The 19,893-nt window shown below is 41.0% G+C and carries 13 protein-coding genes and 2 tRNA genes; 10 read left to right on the forward strand and 5 right to left on the reverse strand.

Annotation, left to right across the window (positions count from 1 at the left end; genetic code table 11):
- Window positions 1–85: 85 nt before the first annotated feature.
- From HMPREF9455_RS11235 to HMPREF9455_RS11245, 3 genes are all read left to right on the forward strand, one after another.
- Window positions 86–3,025 (forward strand): SusC/RagA family TonB-linked outer membrane protein, encoded by a 2,940-nt coding sequence (locus HMPREF9455_RS11235; RefSeq protein WP_006799816.1) that lies wholly within the window; start codon window positions 86–88, stop codon window positions 3,023–3,025.
- Window positions 3,026–3,156: 131 nt separating this feature from the next.
- Window positions 3,157–4,842, forward strand: a complete 1,686-nt coding sequence (locus tag HMPREF9455_RS11240) for a RagB/SusD family nutrient uptake outer membrane protein (RefSeq protein WP_006799817.1) — start codon at window positions 3,157–3,159, stop codon at window positions 4,840–4,842.
- Between the two features lie 103 nt (window positions 4,843–4,945).
- Window positions 4,946–6,214, forward strand: a complete 1,269-nt coding sequence (locus tag HMPREF9455_RS11245) for a histidine phosphatase family protein (RefSeq protein ID WP_006799818.1) — start codon at window positions 4,946–4,948, stop codon at window positions 6,212–6,214.
- A gap of 320 nt (window positions 6,215–6,534) precedes the next feature.
- On the opposite strand, the gene HMPREF9455_RS11250 is transcribed toward HMPREF9455_RS11245, so the two are convergent.
- Together HMPREF9455_RS11250 and HMPREF9455_RS11255 are read right to left on the reverse strand one after the other, a co-directional pair.
- A complete protein-coding gene (locus HMPREF9455_RS11250) occupies window positions 6,535–8,754 on the reverse strand; it encodes a TonB-dependent receptor (RefSeq protein WP_148401886.1) in 2,220 nt (739 codons plus the stop codon).
- A gap of 19 nt (window positions 8,755–8,773) precedes the next feature.
- Window positions 8,774–11,101 carry a glycoside hydrolase family 3 protein gene (locus tag HMPREF9455_RS11255; protein ID WP_006799820.1) on the reverse strand — a complete coding sequence of 776 codons (2,328 nt, stop codon included), beginning with the start codon at window positions 11,099–11,101 and terminating at the stop codon, window positions 8,774–8,776.
- Window positions 11,102–11,327: 226 nt separating this feature from the next.
- On the opposite strand from HMPREF9455_RS11255, the gene HMPREF9455_RS11260 reads away from it, so the two are divergent.
- Window positions 11,328–12,095 carry an NUDIX hydrolase gene (locus tag HMPREF9455_RS11260; protein WP_006799821.1) on the forward strand — a complete coding sequence of 256 codons (768 nt, stop codon included), beginning with the start codon at window positions 11,328–11,330 and terminating at the stop codon, window positions 12,093–12,095.
- Between the two features lie 127 nt (window positions 12,096–12,222).
- On the opposite strand, the gene HMPREF9455_RS11265 is transcribed toward HMPREF9455_RS11260, so the two are convergent.
- Window positions 12,223–12,296: transfer RNA gene (locus HMPREF9455_RS11265), tRNA-Asn, on the reverse strand.
- Window positions 12,297–12,331: 35 nt separating this feature from the next.
- Window positions 12,332–12,405 (reverse strand) — tRNA-Asn (locus tag HMPREF9455_RS11270).
- 81 nt (window positions 12,406–12,486) lie between these two features.
- On the opposite strand from HMPREF9455_RS11270, the gene HMPREF9455_RS11275 reads away from it, so the two are divergent.
- Both HMPREF9455_RS11275 and HMPREF9455_RS11280 read left to right on the forward strand, forming a co-directional pair.
- Window positions 12,487–13,464, forward strand: coding sequence for an adenosine kinase (locus HMPREF9455_RS11275; protein WP_006799822.1), 978 nt, complete (start codon window positions 12,487–12,489; stop codon window positions 13,462–13,464).
- A gap of 12 nt (window positions 13,465–13,476) precedes the next feature.
- A complete protein-coding gene (locus HMPREF9455_RS11280) occupies window positions 13,477–14,235 on the forward strand; it encodes an SDR family NAD(P)-dependent oxidoreductase (protein WP_006799823.1) in 759 nt (252 codons plus the stop codon).
- Between the two features lie 24 nt (window positions 14,236–14,259).
- On the opposite strand, the gene HMPREF9455_RS11285 is transcribed toward HMPREF9455_RS11280, so the two are convergent.
- Entirely contained in the window at window positions 14,260–14,820 is a 561-nt protein-coding gene (locus tag HMPREF9455_RS11285; protein WP_006799824.1) for an MATE family efflux transporter, read from the reverse strand.
- Window positions 14,821–15,176: 356 nt separating this feature from the next.
- Here HMPREF9455_RS11285 and HMPREF9455_RS11290 point away from each other — a divergent pair, with 356 nt between their 5' ends.
- The 4 genes from HMPREF9455_RS11290 (at window position 15,177) to HMPREF9455_RS11305 (ending at window position 19,654) form a co-directional block, all read left to right on the forward strand.
- Entirely contained in the window at window positions 15,177–15,902 is a 726-nt protein-coding gene (locus HMPREF9455_RS11290; RefSeq protein ID WP_006799825.1) for a helix-turn-helix domain-containing protein, read from the forward strand.
- Between the two features lie 505 nt (window positions 15,903–16,407).
- Complete coding sequence (locus HMPREF9455_RS11295; RefSeq protein WP_006799826.1) at window positions 16,408–17,625, forward strand: carcinine hydrolase/isopenicillin-N N-acyltransferase family protein; 1,218 nt, start codon at window positions 16,408–16,410, stop codon at window positions 17,623–17,625.
- A gap of 42 nt (window positions 17,626–17,667) precedes the next feature.
- Window positions 17,668–19,020 (forward strand): dihydrolipoyl dehydrogenase, encoded by a 1,353-nt coding sequence (gene lpdA / locus HMPREF9455_RS11300; RefSeq protein ID WP_006799827.1) that lies wholly within the window; start codon window positions 17,668–17,670, stop codon window positions 19,018–19,020.
- Window positions 19,021–19,117: 97 nt separating this feature from the next.
- On the forward strand, window positions 19,118–19,654 hold the full coding sequence (locus HMPREF9455_RS11305; protein WP_006799828.1) for a DUF4251 domain-containing protein: 537 nt from the start codon (window positions 19,118–19,120) through the stop codon (window positions 19,652–19,654).
- Window positions 19,655–19,893: the final 239 nt, after the last annotated feature.

Below are 19,893 nucleotides of genomic sequence, written 5' to 3' on the forward strand. Positions count from 1 at the left end.
TACTATTAATGCAGATACTTTAGCTGAGATGTTTAACTAAATCTATTATTAAAAAACCATGAAATGCAAATCTAAAAGAAGACCGATGAAAGAGATATTCATCCTCCTCCTGAGTATCCTGATTCATTCCAGTATTTATGCGCAGACAACAAATAATATCCTTATAGAAGGTAAGGTGGTTGATGACCAGAGAGAAGCCGTTATCGGTGCAAGCATATTGGTAAAAGGCACCACAAACGGAACAGTTACGGATGTTGACGGTTATTTTAAACTCAATGTTCCATCGAATGCAATCTTAACAGTCAGCTTCATCGGCTACGAAGCCCAGGAAATCCCGGTCAATGGACAAAAGAATTTTTCGATAGTCCTTCTTGAAAATCAGGAAATGCTTAATGAAGTAGTCGTTATCGGCTATGGACAAGTAAAGAAAGGAGATGTCACAGGTTCGCTCACAACATTCAAACCGGATGAACTAAGCAAAGGAAAGGTATTAACGGCCAAAGATGCATTAGTAGGCAAAATTGCAGGGGTTAGCGTTACACCGGGTTCCGGTGCACCGGGCGACGAAGGCACTATACGCATTCGTATGGGGGCTTCGTTATCAGCGTCGAACGATCCGTTACTGGTTATAGACGGAGTACCGGTACGGAGTACATCTATCAGTTCCATAAATCCGGCTGACATTGAATCATTCACAGTCCTCAAAGATGCATCCGCAACTGCCATATATGGTTCCCGTGCTTCGAATGGAGTGATTATCATTACCACAAAGAAAGGAAGCCTGACAAAAGGAAAAGTCAATCTGAACTATAGCGGAAGTTTCACTATAAGCCAGGTAGTAAAGTATTTGGATGTATTAGATGCCGATACCTACAGAGAAGCATTTAAGGAACATGCCAATAACGTGCCCGATGGCTATATGCTTGGCAATGTCAATACAGACTGGCAAAAGGAAGTATCCGGAACTGCTTTCGGGACAGACCATAATCTATCGGCTACAGGAGCTGTCGCTGATATCCCTTATCGTATATCGTTCGGTTATTATAATCAAAATGGGGTTGTCAAAGAAAATAATTATGAACGGCTCAGTCTGGGAGTAGGATTTGCCCCGCAATTTTTCAACAAACACTTATCTCTCGACATTAACGTTAAAGGCAGTATAGAAAATGAAAATCCTGTTTCCAGCGGAACAGTAGGAAGTGCCTCCGCATTCGACCCTACCCGTCCTGTACATGCAAATTACCCGAACAATGTTGGATTGGGATACTTCATGTGGATGGATGAAAATGGAAATCCGATTACAAAAGCAGGCAGCAACCCTGTTGCGGATTTGATGCTGACCGATAAATTACAGAAAAACAAACGTTCGACAGGAAATCTGGCAGCAAACTATAAAATACATGGATTTGAAGATCTTACTCTACATGCAAACCTTGGTTATGATGTCCGTGTAGATGACTATGATGAGTCTATACCCAATAATGCCCCATCTATGTATGTTTCCCATATGCAGGACGGATCAGGAAAGTCATATACTTCAAAAAATGAAAACAGGAATTACCTGATAGACTCGTATGCAAATTACAAAAAAGATTTCCGGAAAAATCACAGCATCAGTGCAATGGGAGGTTATGGCTGGCAACGCTTCTGGTATAGAAATGCAGCTACAACATATGATTCGAAAGGCGAAGTATATGGGGACCCTACTTCGGGCGAAGCAGAATTATATCTATTATCCTTTTATGGACGTCTTAATTATTCCTACGCTCAAAAGATACTTCTAACAGCTACTTTGCGTGCCGATGCCTCTTCCCGCTTTGCGAAAAATAACCGATGGGGATATTTTCCCTCTGCAGCACTGGCATACCGCTTGTCTGAAGAATCTTTCCTAAAAGATATCAAGGCTTTATCCGACCTTAAACTACGACTTAGTTATGGGCAAACAGGGCAACAAGACATAGGTTCATATTACCAGCATCTGGGCACCTATACTACTTCATACGATGCTTCCAGATATATGTTCGGTAACGAATGGATAACGCTTTACAGACCTAATGGCTACGATCCTCTTATCAAATGGGAAACGACCACGACATACAATCTGGGGATAGATTATGGCTTCCTTAATAACCGCATATCGGGTAGTATCGATATTTACACCCGCCGTACAAAGAATCTGTTGAATTTCATCGATGTTCCGGCCGGCAGTAACTATACTAACAAAATAGATACCAATATCGGAAATATGAAAAATAAAGGGATAGAACTTGCAGTATCGGCAATACCAGTCAAAACCCGCGATTGGGAATGGTCGATAGGAGGAAACTTTACATGGAATGCATCGGAAATCACAAAACTGAATACAATAGACAGCGAAGATAATTCAATAAATGCTGGTAGTATTGGAGACAGGGACTATGTTCAAAGACATAAAGTCGGAGAAACACCTTTTACTTATTTCTTACTGAAACAGGCATATGATGATAATGGCAACCCACTGGATGGAAAATATGTGGCTCCGAACGGGGATATCGTAACAAGCGAATCAGACGTAAATAAATACATGACAGGTAAGAGTTCGCATATGCCATATTTCTACGGCCTTTCAACCCGTATATCATACAAGAACTGGGATTTGGGAGCAAATGCACATGGAGGATTCGGACACTATGTATTCAACTATCAGGCAGCAAGAGATTCATTCGACAAACTTTATAGTGCAGATGGCAATACATCCGGTAATATTATGAGTTCGACTCTGAAAACAGGATTTACGCAGTCACGTAAATTCTCAGATTATTTTCTGGAAAAAGGAGATTTCTTCAAGATAGACAATATCACACTGGGATATTCTTTCTCAAAACTATGGAATGATAAAACTTCTTTGCGACTGGCATTTAATGTACAGAATGTTGCTCTCATTTCAGGCTATTCGGGTATCGACCCTGAAATATTTTCGGGTATCGACCGCAACTCATACCAGCGTCCGAGAATGTATTCTTTCAGTTTAAATCTAAACTTTTAATATAAAAACAAAATTATAGTATGAAAACGAGCATGAATTGCAAAATCGGCTGAGCCAATCACGATTCACCAAAGTACAAGATAATTTTGTCATGCGAGTTTCCATACATCCATTAAAAACAAAATCATAGTATGAAATCAAATATATTAATCATATCAATCCTGATTGCCTGCTGCAACATGTTTTCTTCCTGTCTGGGAGATCTCGACACACAGCCTCTGGATAAGAACCAGCTAGTAGCAAAAGATGTGTACGAAACAGCCGCAGGATACAAAGGTGTAATAGCAAAATGTTATGCATCGCTTATTCAGACCGGACAAAAAGGCGGTGACGGCGGTGACGGAGATGTAGGTGGTATCGACGAAGGGTATAGCGGATATACCCGTGCATTATTCTATCTGCAAACGACAGTATCTGATGAAATTATCTTGCATGCAGGCAGCAGCCAGGGTTCACGGGATCTGCTCTATGTAAACTGGAATCCATCTACCTCAATTATCAAGTATCCTTACTATCGTTTATATATGACTATAAACTACTGTAACGAGTTTATACGTGAGTGTACTGAGGATAAACTGAAAGAAAGAGGAGTTTACGACGAACTGAAGGACGAATATCGGTATTATGTAGCTGAAGCCCGGTTTATCAGGGCATATTGCTATAGTATGATATGTGATCTGTACGGGTCCGGACCGTTTATTGAAGAAACAATGGTAGTGGGAAGCCTGCCTCACCAAAAAACCAGAACTGAAATTTATGATTACGCAGTAAGCGAATTAGAAACAGTATTACCATTGCTAAAGACATCGAAGACAAACCAATACGGACGTATAGATCAGGTAGCCGCATGGTTTTTACTAGCACGTATCTATTTGAACTCAGAAGTGTACGTAGGCAAAAAAGAATATGAGAAAGCATACAAATATGCTAAAATGGTAATAGACAGCAAGGCGTACCCGTTGGCATCAGATTATCGTCATATCTTTCTGGCAGATAATAATACATGCTCCGAAATCATCTGGCATCTGGTACAGGATGCTGATTATGCACAAAGCAGTGCAGGAACTAATTTCTATGTAAAAGCATTGATGAACGGAAATATAAATAAATATCTGAAAACGGGAGTCGGAACCCGGGGATGGGGAAATGCACGCGTGACTACCCAATTAGTAAACCTGTTCGAAAGCGGTGATCAGACATTCGACGTAAACGACATTTGGGAAAATAACAAAAAAGATAAAAGAGCTCAATTCTTTAGCGTAGGACACACTAAAGAAACATGGGTAGATGGAAAAGATTTTCAAGGAACATTTACCAATGGGTATGCATGTATCAAATGGCGTAATGTAAAAGCCGACGGTTCGGAACTGGCCGAAGGCGGCACTGTATACTCATCGATTGATTATCCTATGTTTAGAACAGCCGATGCTTATCTGATGGCCGCGGAAGCGATTTTAAGAGGTGGCGGCGGAAGCAAAAGCGAAGCTCTTGGCTATGTAAATGAGGTCAGGGACAGGGCGTATATGTCGGGTAGTTACGGAAACGATGCTTCGGGCAGGATTACAGAGACTGAATTAAACTTGGATTTTATATTAGATGAGAGAGGCCGCGAATTATACACAGAACTGATTCGCCGTACAGACTTGATCCGTTTCAATAAATTTACAAAAAATCATAACTGGGACTGGAAAGGTAGCGACGGTAAAGCAGGGAACTATGTCGGAAAAGATGTGGATAACAAGTATAAGTTATTCCCTATCCCTCAGGAAGAATTTACCGTTAATCCTTATCTGACACAGAATCCTGATTATAAATAAAGTATATAAAGAGATAAAAAGGTTGTTAGCTTATCACTTAATAGGGTATAAATTACCCTGCCCCAGAGTCGACAACCTTTTTATCTAAAATCATAAAAAAAGAATGAAACGAATTTACCTACTATTACTGTTATTTGCAGCCTTTATCTCTGCATTTTCCCAAACATCAAAAGAAGAACTGTTTGCTACTCCTGAGAAAACTGCAGGTGTATACTATGCATATCCGGCAAAGGAAATCATACCTTATACAACGCCACCGAAAGGATACGAACCCTTCTATATAAGCCACTTTGGCCGTCATGGGTCCCGGTACCTGATCAGTGACAGTGACTATAAGGATGTCCTCGACCGATTTGAAGATGCTTATAACAATAATGCATTAACTGATTTAGGTAAAGATGTTTATACCCGATTGCAACAAGTATGGCAGGAAGCCGAGCTCAGAGGAGGAGATCTTTCTCCCTTGGGAATACGGGAACATAAGGGCATCGCCGAACGCATGTATATCACCAACCCTCAGGTTTTTTCCAAAGATGGAAAATATACGGCTTGTGCAACTACCATCGTTCGTTGCGTGCTTAGTATGGATGCTTTTTGCGAGCGGCTGAAAGAATTAAATCCTTCTATACAGATCGAGCGCAATTCGGGTATGAAGTGGCAAAGTTTTCTGAATCATCATACCAAAGAAGCAATTGAATTCCGTTCTGCAAAATATACTTGGCGTGAACAACACCGTAAATTTCAACAGGAACATGTAAAGCCGGCACGTTTGATCAATTCTCTTTTTTCGGATAAGGATTACATCAACAAAAATATAAATCCGGAAGAGACGATGTGGCAACTCTTTTATATTGCAGGAGGAATGCAAAATATAGAAACTGATTTATCTTTCTATGACATATTTGAGAAACAAGAACTTTTTGATCTCTGGCAATGTAAGAATTACAAATTATATGTCAATGACGCTAATGGGGCAATAAATGGCGGTCTGATGTTTGAAAACTGCAAACCTCTTCTGAAAGATATATTGGAAAATGCCAGTCGCATTATATCGACTAACGGAAAAGGGGCGGACCTGCGCTTTGCCCACGACGGCAACATCATTCCGCTAGCAATGCTTTTGCACCTTGATGGATGTTACAACAGCGTATCCAATGCTGATGAGTATTATAAAGCTTGGAGCGATTTTAAAGTAGCGCCTATGGCGGGTAATATACAGATCATATTTTACCGCAAACCTAAATCGGATGATATTCTGGTTAAATTCCTTCTTCACGAAAAGGAAATACTAGTGCCACCAATTAAAACAGATATGGCACCCTTTTATAATTGGATTGACGTAAAAAACTATTATGAATCTCTTTTGAAATAATCAAAGAACATAAAGAAAAGCTGTGAAGCCTATCGATTAACTTTAATATTGATAAATTAGGGTGTGATTGCAGAATCACGCCCTTCTTGGTTAACCTTAGATATGCATGGAGAATCAGACTTAGCATATTAACGTAATTTTATAGCTATCAATTCAATTAAATGGGATGATGCTTTCGGGAATCTGCTTGTTTATTAATTCTACAATTCTATTTTCCAGTACTTTAATGGATTAGCTCGGCGACCAGGTATATAGGTTATAAAAATACCCTGTCATTTATCTAGGAATGACAGGGTAATGAAATGTGGAAAAAAGATGGTTTAGAACTTGTATTTCATTCCGAATTCTACGGTGAACGGACGGATATATGTTCCCGAAAGTATAGCACCATCCATTTTTTCAGCTTCTTCTTTTGTATACAAATCTGCTCCTGAAATAGTACCCTGTGCTCCGCGCTGGTTGAGCAGGTTTACAACTGTGGCGTTAAATTCAAGATTCTTGCCCAGGAAATAACTTGCCCCCGCAAATGTTTCCCAACGTCCTTTGAAGGTGAGTGAATTAGTCAGGTTGGCATATTGCTTACTAAAGTAACGCGCGCTGGCCCATACTCTCAGGTCTTTCCACTGGTAACTGGGGTCTATCTCGATCAGTACTTTCGATACACCGGTTACAATATTGTCTGTAAAGTTATAATCGACAGGTGTCTCTCCCGCGCCGAAGTTTACTGTCCCTGAATAATTTTTGTATTTAGGAGCCTGTAATGTCAGCAGGAAGTGCAGGTTGAAATTCTTGACGGGTGTAGCCATGATATCAGTGGTCCATCCTATCGTTTCTATATCGTACGCCACAGTCGGACGTGCAACCGTTCCTTTCGAGCTGGTGAAGTTCACGGTAGAACGATACTCGTCGCGCTTGATATAAGTCGCCTTAGATACAAGGCTGAACATAGAGTGATTGTAGAATACCCCGAATCCGGCTCCCGGTATTTTCGATTTCTTCAGGTTGGGTTCATTCCCTGCCGAGTAGTTCTCGAGGTGGCCGGCTTGTTCGTTGTAAGTAGCTTCACCCAGTAACCCGAAGTTCCGTGTCATTTTATATACAGCATTCAGCATAAAAGCCTTATTGAACCAGTCCTTATCGATATCGGTTTTTTTGTTTGACAGATAAGGTATGTCTGCTACCACATCGTTGTTGTCGATAAAATCCCCTCTCAGATTCTGGTACTCGAAGCGGGCACCCAGATTCAGCGTCAGCACATTTGCTATATCCCACTTATCGGTAAGGAAAAGAGCTGTCTTGTTTTCAGTACCATTGTGATATTCGGCAATGCCATATATGTTGTCGCCTACACGTTGGGGATTAGCCTCTACTGTCTGGTTATAAATAACACCTTCGGTGGTAAATTTATCTATGTCGTACATCCATTGATTTACACCGATTTTCCAATCGTGATTTCCTGATTTCTTCCCAATTTCGAAGAGGCTGGTAAGAGATTTGACAGGTGTCTTTCTCGATGCTAAAGCCATTACTCCTTGCAGGTTGCCGGTCTTCTGGTTACCGGTTGCATCGGTATATGTTTGTTCCGATATACCCGTCATAATAGGGAGATACATCCCCGACCTGGCAGTATGGTATCTGACGATAAAGTTCAGGTTCAGTCCGTTATCCAGCTTGTTTTTGCCAATCAGATCGAAGGTATGGCTTTCCGTGCCGTAATCGTTCAGGGCATCGCGTTCTGCGATACTACCTGTTTCGGCATCTTTGACTTTAAACTTCTGTCCGGACAGATAGTTATCACTACCGATCTTGAAACCGTCTATTTCATCTACCGACCCATCCAGATTGTACCTGTACGGAGCATATTGCTGCATAGTCATCGATTTGGAATTAGAATATTTATAGAAAGCGGAAATAGATCCCTCCCCACCCTGAAATTTATAATCCTGAGTCAATGCTGCTTTATATAACTGGGTTTGATCATTATAGTAACGGTCTATATCAGTCTTATTCACCTTATATGTTCCGGGATCGTAATTTACGAATGCTCCCAATGAAAACTTAAGACCTTTTTTTGTCAATGGCCCGCTAAAGTTGACCGTACCGTTAAGTAAGCCAAAGTGATTGGAGTTCAAGCCTACGTTTCCACCAAACCTGTCCGTACCCATATTGTTGTACGTGCCTACGGAGAACCCCACATCACCGATATTGATGGCAGTCTGTCCCAAGTCCAGAAGACTGACTCCGTTTGTCATGGCATCCATACGCCACGACTTAAATGGCATTTCAGGCCAGAAGAAATATACTACCGGCAGGTCATTTTCGAGAACCGTTGTTCCTCCCACACTGGCCGGAAGCCCGATATTTACATTGCGGGGGCCTGAATTTGCCGATGCTGCGTTCAACATGACATTACGATCGCTCTTTTGTTCGGCAGTCGTTACTTTAAGCGAATCTTTTCCGGCAGGTTCCTGAGCACCGGCATTACCTGTATACGCTGCAAGTGCGACTAACATACTTATATTTATAATTATCCTTTTCATAATTCTTAGATAAGATTGGTTATTTTATTCCGTATTTAGCAGTGCGTGCATCATTGATTACACCTTTCCAGTTTAGCCCGTAAGCAAAGTCATATACATTTCCTTCAGTATCTTTGTGACATTCCATATCGAAAGGTACATCTTCATGTTGTTTTTCTACTGTCGACATATTTGCAGGCATCTGCATAGGAAGCAATCCCGACGGTTCGTATTTTCCGGAAATTATATCCAGAACAGGTTGTTCTCCCACCGAGAAACGTGCAAGGATTCCATCCACCTTATTTTCAAATTCATTGAATACCATTCCGCGTGAAAGGTTTACTACTACAATTACCGGCTTGTCACACATTATTTCTTTGGTGGTTAGCACTGTCCTCAGATCCATTGTGTTAGATGCGGTCACAGTTTTTCCCTTATATGAACGGTTGGCGATAGTAGGATCTATTACAGGGTCTCCGGCTGCAATACTATGTTCGCGGGCATCACTGGCTGTGTATGTTCCGTACTGGAGGGTAATAGGTACATATCCGTTTCCTCCTTCTTTACGGTCATTCTTGTCATATCCGCCACCATCATTGTTTGAGTACGGGCCTGAGATAAATACGATGGCAAAGTCTGCTTTAGCCGGATCATTTGTCACATCATAGTATTTCTTCACCATCTCGATATCGGCAGGGACCTGAAGTGATGGTTTAGACCAGTTACCCCACCAGTCTTTTACCGACGGCGTGTAGATTTCAGGAATGTAAACAGTCTTTCTTTCCCTTATAGGTAATATATTGTTCTTGTTTTTCAGCATGACAATTGATTTCAACTGAGTATTATAGCCTTCTTGCATAAAATCGGGATTACCTACTATCTTAGCGCTCTCCTGAGCATCCAGATATGGATTTTCGAATAAACCAAGGTGGAATATATTTCTCAACAAACGGACGGCCGATTGCTCGAAACGGTTTCTCATAAAGTTTTTACCATGTTCTTTCACCCCCATATTGTATGCTTCGATTACAGGCCCCATTTCATTATTACCACCAAATTGATCCATTCCTGCCATCAGGGCTATATAGTGTCTTTCGGCAATAGTTTTGGCTTCTACACCCCAAGGTTTGCCGGCAAAATCACCGGGAGTCTGACCTTCATCAGCGGTAATTAGCCAGTCGGTGCATACAACACCATCGTAGTTGTATTTTTCTCTCAACAGGTCTTTGATTATATATTTGCTGAACCCGTTGGCCAGATTAGTTCCGTCTTTTGCCTGATTGTAAGAGATCGTATAGTATGGCATAACAGCTGAAGCCATAGATGTTTTACCATCCAATTTAAAAGCACCGTCTGTAAATGGTTTCAGATGTGTTTCAAAATTATTACCCGGATAAACCGCGAATTTACCGAATGCCCAGTGGCCATCACGTCCGGCTTCTTCCGGTCCTCCGCTAGGCCAGTGTTTAGCCATGGCGTTTACACTTTTATATCCCCATCCGTCAGCTATTTCGTCTTTTCCGGTTGATGTCTGGAATCCGTCTATATAGGCACGGGCCATATCTGTAGACAAAGCCGGACTCTCACCGAAGGTCATACTGGCACGGTACCAACGGGGTTCGCTGGCAAGGTCTATCTGTGGAGATAATGCGGTTCCGATACCTAAAGCACGGTATTCCTGAGCAGCAATATGCCCGAATTTTTTTACCAGTTCAGGCTCAAAAGTCGCCGCCATACCTAAACCGTCAGGCCAAACAGATATTTCACCTCCCGCTCCCGCATTAAATTCGGCTACGGTAGAGCCTGCTACCTGCCCCGAATGACGAGGATCGGAACTGTTATTTGCAGGAATCCCCAAACCAATACCTTCTACATAAGCCTGCATCTCATTGCTCCACTTTGCTGCAACTTCAGGACTTTGCACACCTACTAAGAGAACATGACGAAGATTGTCATCTTTCAAAAATTTCCTTTGAGCATCCGACAGCTCCCACGGATTGGCTCCACTCTGCGAAAAAGGCTTGCCATTATACGTTCCGGCACCGAAACCAAAATCGGCTGAAGGAATTGACTGGTGTCCGCTGTAAAGCATTAGTCCTGCAATCTGTTCTACGCTCATTTTCTTAGCCAGGTCTTTGGCTCTTTCATCTATGGGTAGACGCCAGTCTTCGTATTTGTCTAATTTTCCATTTCTATTCAGGTCTTTAAAATTAAGGCCGTCTACAGTAAGTATTTTTACACCCGACTGTGGTGAATATCCCAATCTGGGGCCATTATTGTTCTCCACAAACCGATAGTTATCCGAAGTTTGTGAATAACTACTCATTGTCAGAAAAGCTAATCCAATGGATAGAAATAATTTTTTCATGGTTTCATATTTTGATTAATACCTGCGTTCTTATGACGCAAATCTAAGTCAACTTTTCAATTAATCAACATATTTCTGCGTTAAAAATACGCACTTGTGTTTTAAAACATAAATATGCGTTAAATAAACGCAGAAATTAAGGCTATTATTGGTGTTTTATTATCTTTGTTGTCACTTGTCAGGTAAGGAGTTAGGAAAATGATATATTTGTAATTGAATGAATGCTATGAGTAAAAGAAGTTTATTTTATCCATATACAATTGAGAATGTCCATCCGGGCTTCTCAATCGATTGTGTAATTTTGGGTTTTCACAAAAAGAAACTGTGGGTCTTGTTAAATAAGTTTGACATCAGTAAATACTGGCAGCTGCCCGGAGGATTTATGTTTAAGAATGAGAGTTCCGACGAGGCTGTGAAAAGAATTTTAGAACAGCGTACAGGATTGAAAGATATTTACCTGAAGCAATTTCATTTGTTTACCGACCCGGCGAGAACAGTTATGGAGCAAAATATCGAATATGTAAAAGGCAATGCTGATAGAAGCACTCCTTCAAGTGCAGAGGAACAATGGTTTTTACAACGATTTATAAGTTTGGGCTATTACGCTTTCGTTAAATATGATGATATACATTTGTCTAAAGTAGAAGAGGATATGACTAAATGGTTCGATATCGATCACCTTCCTTCGCTCTATTCCGACCATGAGAATATTATAAAAACATCACTGGAAACCATACGATCTTTGCTCCCGGTTATTCCGGTAGGATATGAACTTCTGCCCGAAAAATTCGCAATGAGTGAGTTGAGGAGGATATATGAGATTATCCTGAATAAAACTTTAGACCGGCGTAATTTCCAGCGCAAAGTGCTTTCTACCGGTGTAATCATTCAGTTGGATGAAATAAAGAGTACCAGCGCTTACAATCCGTCGATACTATATACTTTTGACAAGGATAAGAAGGATACAATAGATCATACTCTTTTTTTAATGTAACTTTATTGATACCCACAACCGGATTATATATTTGTGAGAATATACTGAGGATGAAGTTAAATGGTAATTTTGCAGGGCAATAAATAAAAAAGCAGTTAGCCTAATTGGTAACTGCTTGATTTTCTTGCTCTTCCTCTTGGACTTGAACCAAGGACCCTCTGATTAACAGTCAGATGCTCTAACCGACTGAGCTAAGGAAGAATATACTTTTGAGAGAAGAAATCCTTTCAGATTTGCTCTTCCTCTTGGACTTGAACCAAGGACCCTCTGATTAACAGTCAGATGCTCTAACCGACTGAGCTAAGGAAGAGTGTTTTTCTCTCAAAAGTGACGCAAAAATAGGCCTTATTTCTGAATTATGCAATATCTTTACACAAAAAATTAAAGAAGAATGACAAAAGTATTAGGAATGGGCAACGCCCTTGTAGATGTTCTTGCAGTAATAGAAAACGATAAGATACTGGAACTCCTCCAATTACCAAAAGGGAGTATGCAACTTATCGACGAAACGAAGCTGGAAATAATTTCTGAAGAAATTAATAAACTTAACAAAAGTATTGTTTCCGGCGGGTCTGCTTCCAATACAATCGTAGGGCTTGCCAACCTGGATGTTGAAACGGGTTTTCTCGGCCGCATAGGTACAGACTTCTATGGCACATACTATAAAGAAGACCTGAAGAAGCATCGTGTAGCTTCACATCTGACCGAAGTGAATGAAGCATCGGGCGTGGCATCTACATTCATCTCCAAAGACGGGGAACGTACTTTCGGCACATATCTGGGAGCGGCGGCATTACTCCATGCAGATGAATTGGACGCAAATGATTTCAAAGGATATGATTATTTCTACATCGAAGGGTATCTGGTACAAAGCCACGACCTGATAAAAAAAGCCATTGTACTGGCAAAAGAAGCCGGAGCAAAAATCATTCTGGATATGGCCAGTTATAATGTTGTGGAAGCCAATCGTGATTTCCTGCTCGAAATTATCCCTCTATATGTAGACATCGTTTTTGCAAACGAAGAAGAGGCCAAAGCCCTGTTCGATCTGGAACCTGAAGAAGCTGTCTCTGAAATAGCGAAGCAGGTAGGTATAGCAATCGTGAAAACAGGAGAGAAAGGCTCATGGATTCAGCGGGGAAATGAAAAAGTATTCGTTCCTGCGCTTAAAGTAAATTGTGTGGACACAACAGGGGCAGGCGACCTGTATGCGGCAGGTTTTATCTACGGCCTGATAAACAACTGCCCGCTTTCCGCTTGCGGACGGATAGGGACACTACTCGCCGGAAATGTAATAGAAGCTATCGGAGCTAAGATAGAAGAAAATAAATGGAGCCAATTACATCAGGAAATTAAGAAATTAATATAAAATAACAGCATTATGAAGGATACACTGGAAAACAAAGTCACCTTCGTTACCGGAGGCGCACTGGGAATCGGCAAGGCTATAGTAACCGCTTTCTGTAAGGCCGGCGCAGATGTATTCTTTTGCGATATAAACGAAAAAGAGGGGAAACAACTCTGCGAAGATTTGAATGACTATAAATGTACATTTGCGAAAGCCGACATATCGGATAAAGGGGCTTTAGCAAATGTCATAACCTCGATCCTCAGTCAAAAGGGTGACATAGATATCATCATTAACAATGCGGGCGTAAGCCAGTTCGGCTCCATTCTGGATATGTCGGTCAATGGGTTCGACAAAGTTTTGAAGACAAACCTACGGCCAGTATTCATTACCGCTAAATTATTAGCCAAACAACGGTCAAAAAGCAGATCGAAAAATAATTACGGACGCATCATCAATATGGCGTCTACCCGCTACCTGATGAGTGAACCCGATTCGGAGGCATACGCGGCATCGAAAGGCGGCATCGTATCCCTCACCCACGCGTTAGCCATTTCCCTGAGTAAATATAATATAACGGTGAACTGTATCAGTCCGGGATGGATAGACACGGGGCACTATGGAGAATTGCGCCCGATAGACCACGAACAGCATCCATCCAACAGGGTGGGCACCCCTGAAGATATTGCACGTATGTGCATCTACCTCTGCCAGCCTGAAAATAATTTTATCAACGGGCAAAATATTATTATAGACGGAGGTATGACTAAGAAGATGATTTATGAAGAATAAAATTGTTTGCTCAGATAATTTACATCAATAACTAGTATAGTCCTGACCGCTATCTTTGCCTTTAAAATATTTCTCTCCTACAGGGCCGCTACCTGTTTGTTTCAGTTCCTCTTTTTTTCCATTACCCGTACTTGCATAGTGTTTGGTTTCGGGTTCATCTTCCCCCAGACCAATACCGAAGAATCTGCCAACTAATGCAAATATAAAGAACAGGACTATAAGAGCAACTATTACATAAAGTACAATTTTCAGAAATATACCTGCGCCAATAAGAAAAGAACCTAATGTGTACATAAAATAAAGTGCCTTGCCTTTTGAAGTCAAAATCGTCTTACTTGACCGATATACCTTATAGACAATTAATACTAATGCAGTCAACAAGGTTACTCTGAATAAAATTGATGATTTTTCATATGATATACCAAACATTCCCGTCACAAAGGACATAGCGATTATAGAGAATCCTAGAATCAAAATCACTTTTACCACATAGGCGGTCACGGGTATATGATCGGCGGTTGTATATTTTTGGAATAAATAATTTTCAAAACGATTTAAGAAATTCTGAGATTCTTTAGGTTCCATATTTTATTAGATTAGAAGATTATAGTTAATACAAATATAATATTTATTTTAGACACGAGGCTAAAAATCAACAAAACATCTATATTACAAATACTTGAACAGCCACTAATATCTTCTATCAAAAGCTATAAGATTTATTTCATGAGTAATACACTGACTGCAAGTCTGCGCGAGCTTTAGCGGCATATATCTTACCCGCTGGCGCGGACTTCCAGTCCGTGTCTTGTTTGATAAATCAAAAATGTTTACTACGCAACACACAGACGAAACATCTGCGCGATCCTCAATTTTATCAAAACCAAATATCTTTATCTATATAAGAAACTAATTATTAAACATTAATATTTAAGTATCTTATGAAGTATAAAGAAAAAACAGCCTCGGAGATTATCCGGATGACAGAACAGGACTTGTGCAGCATCTCCGAAATATGCAAATCATTTAAAATCAGCCGTAAGACTTTTTATGAATGGAAGAAAATGAAGCCGGAGTTTAAAGAAGCGGTGGAAGAAGCCATCGACCACCGGGAAGATGTGATGATAGCTTCGGCACGCATAGGGTTGAAGCAATTGTTGGAGGGTTATGTGCAGAAAAAAGAGAAGATCACTTATGTTCCCGACAAAAACGACCCGGTGAACGATGTGGAGAAATGCCGTGTAGTGGAAAAGAAATTCTGCCCGCCAAGTATCCGTGCTATAAAGTATGTCCTCGACCGTGAGGAAAGGAAAAAAGACAAAGACCGCTTACTGGCATCGGAGCGCCGTCCGCTGGTTATCGAAGTACAGGATGAGGAAACTAAGCGTCAACTGATGATCTTACAGGAGAACGGCTTCCGTTCGGGTGGTTCGCTCAATCCAGAGGTAGTGGCGGCCGTGGATAGGAAACTGGAAGAAGAACGAACCAACGGTCACAGGAGCGAAGCGTATGTAAAAGTGAAAAGTGAAGAACTAAAAGTGGAAAATGGGCAAGAGCAAACTGAACAAGGGCAAGTTATGGAACAGACGCCTGTTGCTCCGGTAGAGAAGCCTAAGGTGAATCTTTATCCGTTTCTGCCTCCGGGATATACATCGAGAACGGATTGAGGAAGGGGAAAGTAGTAAGTAATGAGTAAAGAGATGCGAGTAGACGAGATACAAGTTATTAACTGCTTATTGTTTGCTGATACATGTGTTACCTTTGTTACTTTTTGGGAAAACTGTAGGGGCGGAATATCTTCCGCCCGAAATAGAAAAAGGTCTGCGGGCGGAAAATATTCCGCCCCTACAAAAGAATACAAGAACTGTTACCTTTGTTACCTTTTCAATCAGTTGAAAGTTGACAATGGACAGTTGACAGTGGTCGATAAAATAAAGAGTTTCTAATTATTAATTCTTCATTCTTAATTGTTTTCTGTGTTACCTTTGTTACCTTTTCAAAGTCGTAAGTATTGAGTAATAAGTATAAAGGAGTTCTAATTGTTGACTGTTTACTGCTAACTGTTTACTGCTAACTGTTTACTGATACATGTGTTACCTTTGTTACTTTTTAACAATACATAATTAATAAGCATAAAATAAAGCCTATCTTTAAAGGATAAAATTTGAAACTATGAAGCGGACTCTGTTTATATTCCTCTTATCCTTGATCGTATCTTTACCTGTACTGGCCTGTACCACTGCTATTATTTCGGGTAAATACACTGCCGATGGCCGACCGTTACTCTATAAGCACAGGGATACAGGCAGCCTGCAAAACAAACTGATGTACTTTACCGATGGCAAGTACAGCTACACAGGCATTGTAAACAGTTCGGACAAGGCAGGCAAAGAAGTATGGGGAGGCTATAACTCCACCGGATTCGCCATAATGAATTCGGCTTCTTACAACCTCAACCCCGATGCAGCCGGTAAAGACGAACTCGAAGGCATGGTTATGAAACTGGCATTGCAACGCTGTGCTACCCTGGCCGACTTTGAACGCCTGCTCGATTCATTGCCGAAGCCGATGTATGTGAGCGCCAATTTCGGAGTGATAGACGCGCAGGGTGGCGCAGCTTATTATGAAACAGGAGATTATACTTATAAAAAGTTCGACGCCAACGATACCAATACCGCCCCCCTTGGATATATTGTCCGCACAAACTACTCTTTTTCCGGCGATAGGGAACGCGATAAAGGCATAAGCCGCTATCAGGCTGCCGAACCGCTGTTTTACAAGGCGTCATTATCAAATTCTCTCTCTTACAGATTCCTCCTGCAAGATGTATCCCGCCATCTTACACACGGATTGACAGGAGTAAACCTATATGACCAAATACCGGAGAATACTAGCAAACAGATATTCGTACCCTTCAGGGATTTTATCCCCCGCTATAGTACATCATCTGTCATGGTTGTACAGGGTGTAAAGGAAAAAGAATCGCCCGCCCTTACTACAATGTGGACAATACTGGGTTCACCGCTTACAGCCGTTGCAGTACCGGTATGGCTAAATAAAGAGAATATCTATCCGTCCGTACTTCTGGCTGACGAAACAGGCAATGCAAAACTTTGCAACTGGTCGCTCCAACTGAAAAAACAGCTTTTCCCGATCACACGCGGAGAGGGTACGGATTATATAAATCTTGCAGCACTAATTTCTGCTGATGGGAATGGCATTATGCAAAAAGTTCAATCTCATGAAAACAGAATACTGAATGATGCCGATGCGCTACTTAGCAAATGGAGAACTAATGGATATGACCCGAAAGATTTGAAATATTTCTGCCATCAAACAGATATATATGTTTCAGACCTGTACTTTATGACATTCGCCATCCGTAAATAAAAGAAACATAATAAAAATAAACCTTTAACTCCCTGAATCACTATGCTGTACGACATTGCCATTATCGGTGGAGGCCCTGCCGGATATACTGCCGCTGAAAGAGCCGCCGCAAACGGTTTAAAAACTATTCTATTTGAGAAAAATGCATTAGGCGGTGTTTGCCTGAATGAAGGATGTATCCCGACCAAAACCCTGCTGTATTCAGCTAAGACATTAGACAATGTAAAAAATTCGGCAAAGTATGGTGTGTCGGTCGAAGGGCAGCCGGGTTTTGATTTAAGCAAAATAATCGCCCGCAAACAAAAGACCGTTCGCAAACTGGTAGCAGGTATTAAACAGAAAATGACTGCCCACGAAGTGGAAATTATCAATGCGGAAGTACATCTTATAGAAGAAGACAACAGTGGGAATATACTGTTGGGCAATGATGACGAAACATACACAGCTAAATATATTCTGCTCTGCACAGGTTCCGAAACAATAGTGCCGCCCATCAAAGGACTGGACACCAGTGGCTACTGGACATCGAAAGAAGCGCTGGACAACAAAGAAGTACCCCAATCGCTGGCAATCATAGGCGGAGGTGTTATCGGCGTGGAATTTGCCTCATTCTTTAACAGCCTCGGTGTAAAGGTCAGCGTCATAGAAATGTTGCCCGAAATACTCGGTGCTATGGATAAGGAATTGTCCGCCATGCTCCGTACCGAGTACGCAAAAAAAGGCATCGACTTCTATCTCGGTACAAAAGTAGTGGAGGTAAAAGATGGTCAGGTGATTATAGAAAAAGACGGAGAGCAATCATCAGTCGAAGCAGCACAAATACTGTTAAGCACGGGCAGACGTCCGGTTACAGCAAACTTGAATCCGGAAAACCTGAATATTGAGATGTATCGCAACGGAGTAAAAGTCGACGAATTTATGAGGACATCGCATCCCCGCATATATGCCTGCGGAGACATTACAGGTTACTCACTGCTTGCACACACCGCTGTGCGCGAGGGGGAAGTAGCCGCAAACCATATTCTCGGCAAAGCGGACAAAATGAGTTATAAAGCTATTCCCGGCGTAGTATACACCAATCCGGAAATAGCCGGAGTAGGACAAACCGAAGAAGAACTTACAGCAAAAGGTATAAAACATACCGTACTGAAACTTCCTATGGCATATTCAGGCCGTTTTGTGGCAGAGAACGAATTAGTCAATGGAATGTGCAAATTAATAATCGGTGAAGATGAAAAGATCATAGGTTGCCATATGCTGGGCAATCCGGCTTCGGAGCTGATTGTTATCGCAGGCATAGCCATAGAGAAAGAGTTTACGGTTGAAGAGTTCCGTAAAATTGTATTTCCTCATCCTACCGTGGGAGAAATCATTCACGAAACTTTATTTGTATAAACTGGGTATCAACACTTTACATAAATAGTTAAAATTTCGTTAAATAAACAAACTATTCTCCTGTAGGCTTTGTTATATTCTAAAAATAGGAAAGATTATGAAAGCAATTGTATTTTTATTAACATCAATTATGCTAATCTTTGCAGGATGCAAAACTCAGCAGGATCCGCTCAAAGCCGCAGCCGAAGAAGCGGAACAGAGAATGTGGTATGAAAAGGCAGTTCAGGCGCTCGATGACAGGGAATTTGTATTGGAAGCAGAGCGTATCGATTTCAAAAACGGACGTTTTGCTTATGTTACGGCCAATACGAATTTCATCTCTATGCATGGGGATAAGGCAACGATCCAGATGGCTTTCAATTCCCCTTATGCCGGCCCTAATGGAATAGGCGGTATAACAGTAGACGGCAGAGCATCGAACGTAAAAATGCAAACAGATAAGAACGGAAATGTAATCTTTAGCATGACAGTACAGGGAGCCGCTGTATCAGCCACTGTTACCTTGCGTCTCACCAATGGCACCAATCAATGCAATGCTACAATAAACCCCAACTTTAACAGTAATACAATAAATTTCAGGGGAGAATTGTATCAGGAAGCCGATTCGAATGTATATAAGGGAAGATCGTTATAAGGATAACAGGTGGAATTTATTCAGATAGTGTTTATAAAAAAGAAGGGATATAGAATATCCCTTCTTTTTTATCACATAAAATGTCATTATTATCAAATAGGTTTATCTATATAGAAAAGCTACCGGTCAATAGCTTTATGCAATTAAATCGTTTATAAAAAATGACAAATAAAAACACGAACAAGTGTTATTTTATTTACTTTATATATAGTTCTTTGACAATCTGAATATCGAATAAA

It is taken from the genome of Dysgonomonas gadei ATCC BAA-286 (assembly GCF_000213555.1).
GTDB lineage: Bacteria > Bacteroidota > Bacteroidia > Bacteroidales > Dysgonomonadaceae > Dysgonomonas > Dysgonomonas gadei.